General features: G+C 69.2%; 5 protein-coding genes. 1 reads left to right on the top strand and 4 read right to left on the bottom strand.

Features of this window, described 5'->3' with window-relative positions:
- From DQW85_RS31170 to DQW85_RS31155, 4 genes are all read right to left on the bottom strand, one after another.
- The coding region (locus DQW85_RS31170; RefSeq protein ID WP_240197534.1) for a sensor histidine kinase at positions 1–1943 on the bottom strand (1943 nt) is incomplete at its 3' end.
- A 229-nt stretch (positions 1944–2172) separates the two neighbouring features.
- Positions 2173–3669, bottom strand: coding sequence for a prenyltransferase/squalene oxidase repeat-containing protein (locus tag DQW85_RS31165; RefSeq protein WP_113703380.1), 1497 nt, complete (start codon positions 3667–3669; stop codon positions 2173–2175).
- Between the two features lie 68 nt (positions 3670–3737).
- Positions 3738–4604 carry a terpene synthase family protein gene (locus DQW85_RS31160; RefSeq protein WP_113703378.1) on the bottom strand — a complete coding sequence of 289 codons (867 nt, stop codon included), beginning with the start codon at positions 4602–4604 and terminating at the stop codon, positions 3738–3740.
- An 11-nt stretch (positions 4605–4615) separates the two neighbouring features.
- A complete protein-coding gene (locus DQW85_RS31155; RefSeq protein ID WP_113703377.1) occupies positions 4616–5989 on the bottom strand; it encodes a cytochrome P450 in 1374 nt (457 codons plus the stop codon).
- Positions 5990–6476: 487 nt separating this feature from the next.
- Here DQW85_RS31155 and DQW85_RS31150 point away from each other — a divergent pair.
- Positions 6477–7479: polyprenyl synthetase family protein (locus DQW85_RS31150; protein ID WP_162795519.1), on the top strand; the 1003-nt coding region annotated here is incomplete at its 3' end.

Raw genomic sequence — 7479 nt, 5'->3', positions numbered from 1 at the left:
GTCGCCGCCGTGGCCACCGCTGCCACCCCGGCCTGCCGGCGCGGCAGGCTCGTCGCCGGCCGTTCGTCGGGCGCCTTGGGGCTGTCGTCCAGCTCCACGAGCTCCTGCGGCAGCAGGACGACGACCGTGGTCCCCCCGTACGGCGACTGCTTCAGCACCACCTGGATCCCGTGGCGCTCGGCCAGCCGGCTGACCACGTAGAGGCCCAGCCGCGCGGTGCCGCTGATGCGGAACTCCGGCGGGTGGGCGATGCGCTCGTTGGCGGCCTCGAGGTCCTCGGGCTTCATGCCGAGACCCCGGTCCTCGATCTCGACCACGTAGCCGTTGGCCACGAGCTGCCCGCTGACCTGGACGGTCGTGTAGGGCGGCGAGAACGACACCGCGTTCTCGATCACCTCGGCCAGCAGGTGGATGACGTCACCGACGGCCCGGCCGACCAGCACGACGTCGCCCATCGGCATGAGGTCCACCCGGGTGTAGTCCTCCACCTCGGCCAGCGCGCCGCGCACCACGTCGACCATCGGCACCGAGCGGCGCCAGGTGCGGGCGGGGGAGGAGCCGGAGAGCACGATGAGGTTCTCCGCGTTGCGGCGCATCCGGATGGCGAGGTGGTCCAGGCGGAAGAGCTCACGCAGCTCCTCGGGGTCGGTCTCGCGCCGCTCCATCACGTCGAGCACGCTGAGCTGCCGGTGCACCAGGCCCTGCGTCCTGCGGGCCAGGCTCAGCAGGATGTCGCGGATGCTGCGGCGCAGCTCGGCCTGCTCGGCGGCGACCCTGATGGCGGTCGCCTGCACCGTGTTGAACGCTTGGCCGACCTGCCCGATCTCGTCGTCGCCGAACCGCAGGGACGGCGCCTCCACCTCGATGTCGACCTTCTCCCCGCGGCCGATCCGCTCCACCACGCCGGGCAGCCGTTCGTCGGAGAGCTCGTGCGCCGCGTCGCGCAGCTTCTGGAGCTGCGAGAGCAACTGGCGGGCCGTGGTGATGGACAGCACGATCGACGCGACCACCGCGAGGAGCCCGAGCCCGCCGGCCAGCACCAGCCGCACGATGACGCCGACCGCGACCGGCGCGGCTCGCCCGACCAGCCCGTCCGCGGAGACGAACAGGAACTTCTCCAGCTCCGGCAGGACCGGCTGGAGCGCCGACTGCCACTCCCTCGCGGTGACGGGCAGCCCCGCCTGGTCTCTCGCGTTCTCGATGACCCGATCTTCCAGCGTGCGGAGTCGCTGGAACGCCTGGCTGGCCGTCAGCCGCGAGAATCTCGCGCGGTCGGCCTCGGGTAGCTCCGCCGCGGCCTCGTTGTGTAGGAACCGCTGGGTGCTGACCAGCCCCGCGAACTCCCGATGCTCCCCGGCGCTGAGGCCACCGGCCGCCAGGGCTCCCGCGAGCAGCGCGTCCTCGCGGGAGAGGATCTCCTTCGCGCGGGTGAAGGCGATGAGAGTGCGGGCGTCCTTGGCGATCTCCTGATCATCGAGGGTCGCCTCGGAGCCGTAGATCAGGAACGCGGTGTCGACGAGCTGGGTGAAGGCCCTGGCGGCCTGAGCGCGGTCGATCGCTCCCGAGTCGACCGCCTTGCGGTGCTTGGGAAGGGTGTCCAGTGCCTTGAGCGTGTCGTCCAACCGGCGTTGGAGGGCGACGGCCGCCGCGGCCTGGACGCTGTAGCTCGAGACACGCTCCTCGAACGCGGCCTGGGCCTCATTGGTACGAGCCCGCTGCCTGGCGAGCGCGTCGCGCCGTTGCGGCGAGTGGCCGCCCAGGTAGGCCAGCGAGAGCTGGCGTTCCGTCTGTAGTGCCGTCACGAGCGCCACGGTGGGCCGCCCCACGTTCTCGTCGATCGTGCTGACCCACAGCAGGTTCAGACCGTCTCTCAGGGTCACCCAGGCGGCGAAGGCCCAGAGTGCGGCGAGCGACGCCAGAAGGGCTATGACCTTGGTTCGCACGCGCGAGTTGCGGAAACGCATTACACCTGTCCCAGCGAGTGTCGGAAAGCCCTGCAGTCTTCCGGGATGCGGTGGCGACAGCCAGCGTGGAAGACTCGCTCATCGCCTCGCACTCGGGGAACCTTAGCAACGGTAACATTAACCACTCAAGGAAGTGTTAGACCCTAAACGGCGCAATGTCCACATTTGTATCGCTTTTCCGAGTAGAGATTTGTTCCATCGGCTGGCCTCACTCGCTGGAAGGGGCGATCGTGGGGTCGCGTCGCATAAGGCGCACGACGCCCAGGACGGCCGCACGCACGATCGCCTCCGGCCGGTAAAGGTCCTTGTCATGCCAGAGTGCGGGTGCCGGTTGCGGGTCGGCGCGGGTGAGATACGCATAGCCGCGGGCCGCCGCTCGTTCTCGTCCCGCCACGTTCGCGTGGGTCAGCAGCAGCGTCTGCATCGCGTAGGCGGTCTCCTCGACGGTGCCGTCCCACCGCCCCCACGAGCCGTCTCGGCGTTGCGAATCGACGACCCACCGTACGGCCCCCTCAACCGCGGCCGGATGGTTCGCGTAGCGGTCCAGGGCCAGAGCGCAGCACGCCGTGGCGTAGAACGGTGAGGCGTGCCACCTGTCCCACCAGTTCCCGTCGGGTAGCTGCTGGTCGACGAGCCACGACGAGATCTTCTCGACCGCCTTCGGGTACCGCCGGTCCGTGCCCCCCGTACCTTCGGCCACATGGTGGCCGAAGGCGTCGAGCACGTGCGCGTTCGTGGTGACGGAGTCTCCCTGCTCGCCGGGCCAGGTGCAGAAGTGTGTATCCGTCTCGAAGTGCCACAGGCTGTCCGGCTCCCTGCCGGCTCCCAGCATGGCGAGAGCGTGCAGCGCCACGGACGTGCTGTCGGCGTCCGCCGGAAGCCCGGCCCCGCCTGACGTCCCGTGCCGGTGGATGGCGGCACCCAGCTCCGCCACCAGCCGTGGCGGGACGGCGACAGGGACGCCGGCCCGGAGCAGCCAGCTCAGCACCCAGCCCCGCTCGAACTCCGTAACCGGCAGCGCGCAGGGCACCGGACCCGCGTGCCATTCGACGGCCCTCTCCAGGTATTCGCGGGCTGTGTCGCCGCGCGCGGGCGGTGGCCGATCGCCCAGCCACGCCGCGGTGGCAGCCGGCGAGGCTCCGACGTTCCCCGCGGTCTCCACGCCGACCGCCTGGGCGCCGCACGCCGCGTCTCCGACGACTTCGAGGGCGTGCAGCAGCTTCTCCGGCACCCCCTCGCCCGTCCGCACGTGGTGACGGATCATCGCCAACTTGGCCTCGCTCATCCCCTTGGGGAGGGGGAGTCGCCCCTGGCCTGCCCAGAGATCCAGGCCACTGACCGGCGTTTCCCTCAGGCTGTCGAGGCGTTCGTTGATCAGTGCCACCAGCGACGGGACGATGAGCTCGACGGCGGGCATGTCGGGCAGTGGCAGGTCGGACTCGAGCCAGCGGAACAGCGCGTCCAGCCCGCTCGCGGCGGCCCGCGACAGCGCCGCGTCAGCGGACGCCTCGCGCAGAAGCGCCTCTGTCGCGCTCAATGTCGGGACGAGCGCGTAGCCTCCGGGCGCGCCCCAGCCGCCGTCCGGCCGCTGCGTGGAGGTCAGGTGGTTCACCCGCTGGGTGTGCCCGGTCAGCCAGGGGGCCAGAGTCACCAGCCGCCCGGTCTCGTACACGGACGCCGAGACCTGACCCCAGGGCTCTGCCATGAGTTCGGAAATCAGTCGCCCGGCCGCGGCATCCACGTCGACGTGGGCGGTCCGGGGGTCGTCCAAGGTCAATGTGCGCCCCAGTAGTCCGTGATCCGGTAGAACCCGGCGCAGAACTGCACCTGGCGCACCATGTATTCGGCCAGTTCCGGCTGCGTCGCGCGGAGCGGATCGATCAGCGTCCAGCTCTCTTCGGCGAGCTGCCGGATCTTCCGCTCCACCTGCTCGCGGCTGACATCGAGCAGGAGGGCGTTGAGGTCCCCCCAGCTCAGGTCCCGCTCGTACGTCGCCAGGTCGTTGAGCAGCCGGATCACGCGCTCCACCGACCAGCTCGCCGCGCGCACCTCGCCGACTGATCGCGAGTCACCCGTCCAGATCCAGTGCGTGGTGAAGACGAAGGCGAACCCGAGATTCGCCGAATTGGCGAGATAGTCGTCGAACGACGGTTGTGCGGTGGCCTTCCACTGCCATTCCAGCGTCATCGCGCGAAGGACGCGTTCTAGTTCGTCCCGCCACACGTCACGCAGCGCCGGAAAAGCCGGAGCGGTCGCCAGGTCGTCACGGATTTCGGCGAGTAAAGATGTGAGGTCATCGCTCGCCCGCCCTCCGGACGCGACGGAGAGGCACCTTTCCGAAATGGCCGCCACCTCCTCCGCCGAGGCGGCGGCATAGTCGACGAGCCAGTCGAGGGCGAAGCTCCATAACGTCATCCGGTGCGTCAGGCGAAGGTCCGCGGCGCTGAGCTCCGGGGCACTGAAAGCGAGGGCCAGCGAAAGAGTGCTGAAAAGAGCAGGATCGAACGCCTTGTCGGCGAATAACGCGGGCCGCGCCTCCGCCTCTGACCGCATTTCTCTCTGTATCTGTCCCGCCACCGCGCATACGCGGCCTATTTCCGCCGCGGTCAACGGTTCGCCCGCCGGCAGGCCCTGGATCATGGCTCGCCCCGCTACGCGTGCTCGACAGGGCGGAGCACTATTTCGACGGCCTGGCGAGGTTTCAGCGCCAGGCCGATCCGGGGTTCGACGGGCGAAGCGGTGCGCAGTTCAGGCCGGAACCGGGTGAGGATCGCGGCGAGAACCAGCTGTGCCTCGACGACGAACAGGTGCCGACCCACACATTGGTGAGGCCCCGCTCCATAGGCGAGGTAGGAGCGCGCCTGACGCCGATCCTGCCTGTCCGGCGCGAACCGCTCCGGGTCGAACACGTGCGGACGTTCCCAGACGCTGTCGAGCTGGTGGGTTATGTAAGGGCTGATGAGAACGGTCGCCCCGGCCTTGACGCGAACCCCGTCGATGACGTCATCCGACACCGCCTGCCGCGGCACCATCCAGCCCACCGAATACATCCGGAGCAGCTCCTGCAGGAACATCTTGGCGTAGCGCAGCTCCGACAGGTGGGATCGCCTGGGCAGATCCGTTCCCACCACTCGATCGATCTCCTCGTACAGCTTGGCGGCGACCTCCGGATTCGCGTCCAGCGCCACCCAGAGCCAGATCAGCGCCACCGCGGACGATTCCCCGCCCGCCACGTAGAGACCGACGATCTCGTCCCGGAGCTGCTGGTCGTCGAGCGCCCGCCCGTCCGCGTCGCGCGCCCGGAGCAGGAGCGAAAGGACGTCGTAGCCCGGTGCGTGCGTGCGCCGGGCCTCGCGGATGACCGGGAAGACGATCTCGTCGATCACCCGGACGGCGCGTTTGAACGTACCGTCACCCGGCATGGGCACCCGGCTCGGCACGAACGAGAAGATGATCCTGGAGGCGAGGGAGCCGGTGGCCGAAGTGATCGCGTCGCCGAGCCTGTCGGCCACGTCGGCGGAGACCCGGTCACCGATGAAGAAGCGCGTGACGGCGTGCTGGACGATCCGCGTCATCTCGAGCTCGGCGTCGACAGGACGCCCGGCCGACACCTTCTGCTGTAATTCGTCGACCCTTTCGACGATCGTCGCCGCCATATCGTCGGTGATGGCGGCGAGGTTCTTGCCGGCGAACACCGGCTGGAGCATTCCGCGGATGTACTCCCAGTATTCGCCTTCGCCGCCGATGCCGTAACCGACCAGGTTGTTCAGCGGACGCCAGAACATGCCGATGCGGGGGTAGTTGGCGGCGTTCCCGCGGAGTACGTGGTGGACATGCTCCGGGTGTGACAAGAGATACGGCCGGAAGACTCCCAGATCTAGCTGAACGATGTCTCCGCCCGCCTGCAGGCCCGCCTCGACGAACTCCTTCATCGGGTCTCGCAGCAGCCGGTGTGCCTTCCGGTAGAGCGGAATCCGTCTGGCCTGTCTGATCCGGGCATGGTCGGTGTCAACCGGTAACGCCATGTCTTTCCACCTCGTACGGGCATCGGCTGACGGCTTGCGTAACACCAGTCAGGGAGTCAACTCTCCTGACATCTGTAACTCTTGGCTCGAAGTATCACATGATCATGTTTATATGATCAAGTTGTGACAAATGTGGCAGTTTGCTTCTTTGGGGGAGCGTGGGCTGCAGGTTTTCGGCGCTGAGGGACAGGGTGTAGGGGCTGATGCCGGGCCGGTCGTAACCGCCCGGTGGCCCTCGGAGGCCCAGGTCGGCGGCTCGGTGGCGGTGTCCTGGTGGTTTGTGTCGGGGTCTATGGTTTGAAGCGTTCCAAGAACGCACTCTTCCGACATAGTGTCACACTTGCGCCAAGTATCACACGATCATGCATGTACTATCAAGGCGGGCATTTGCGACAAGCCCGTCACCTGCTCGCCGTCGCCCGGAGGACTGATGGTCGCTGGACCCGCCGCATCCACCTCCGGCGAACTCGGCCTTTCCGCTGCGCCCATGGAGGCCGACGACCCCGCCGTGCCCCCGGATCCCGGGGTGGGGGACCGGCGCGCCGCCGATGACGTGGTGGGCCTCACCTCGCGGGCGGCCCTCGCGCGAGCGCTCGCCCGCGTCCGCGAACTGCTGGAGCCCGCCCTGCGCGACACCGTGGCCGGCCTGCATCCGTGGGGCGGCGACATGGCTGCCTTCTCCCTGGGCTGGACGGAGGCCGACGGCACTCCGCTCGACGGGCACGGCGGCAAGCGGCTGCGGCCCGCGCTGACCCTGCTCTGCGCCGAAGCCGTGGGCGGCTCGGCCGAGCGGGCCGTCCCCGGAGCGCTGGCCGTCGAGCTGGTGCACGTGTTCTCGCTGGTGCACGACGACATCATCGACCACGACGAGCGGCGCAGGCATCGCGAGTCGGTCTGGAAGGCGTACGGCGTCGGACCGGCGATCATCACCGGTGACGCGCTGCTCGCCCTGGCGATCAGGCGACTGGCCGCCGCGGGCAGCCCGAGCGCCATGTCCCACCTGTCGGCGGCGCTGGTGGAACTGGTCCACGGCCAGTCGGAGGACATGGCGTTCGAGGACCGTCCCTGGACCGGTCGCGCCGCCGTCACCATCGACGAATACTGCGCCATGGCCGCTCGCAAGACCGGCGCCCTGCTCGGCTGCGCCGCCGCCGTGGGAGTCGCGCTCGGCGGCGGCCCGGCCGATCTGGCGGAGCGCATGTATCGCGTGTGCCGCGAGCTCGGGGTGGCCTTCCAGATCGTGGACGACCTGCTGGGCATCTGGGGTGACCCCGACATCACCGGCAAGCCCATCTACAGCGACCTGCGGCGTGGCAAGAAGACCCTCCCCGTCCTGGCCGCCCTCGCCGACGGCGGCCCGGCCGCGACCGACCTGGCCGCCCTGCTCGCCTCGGGCGAGGTGACCGACGAGTCGCTCCGGCACGCCGCCCACCTGGTGGAACGGGCCGGCGGCCGGCAGGTGGCCCGGCGGCTGGCGGACGAGCGCGCGG

This window comes from Nonomuraea lactucae (genome assembly GCF_003313395.1).
Taxonomy (GTDB): Bacteria; Actinomycetota; Actinomycetes; order Streptosporangiales; family Streptosporangiaceae; genus Nonomuraea; species Nonomuraea lactucae.
Note: the sequence above shows the minus strand (reverse complement) of the source record. Positions and strands in the feature narration are given on the sequence as shown.

Coding starts and splice junctions, on each gene's coding strand:
- DQW85_RS31165 (WP_113703380.1), bottom strand. CDS start 3,669: ATGGCAGAGCCCTGGGGTCAGGTCTCGGCGTCCGTGTACGAGACCGGG.
- DQW85_RS31160 (WP_113703378.1), bottom strand. CDS start 4,604: ATGATCCAGGGCCTGCCGGCGGGCGAACCGTTGACCGCGGCGGAAATA.
- DQW85_RS31155 (WP_113703377.1), bottom strand. CDS start 5,989: ATGGCGTTACCGGTTGACACCGACCATGCCCGGATCAGACAGGCCAGA.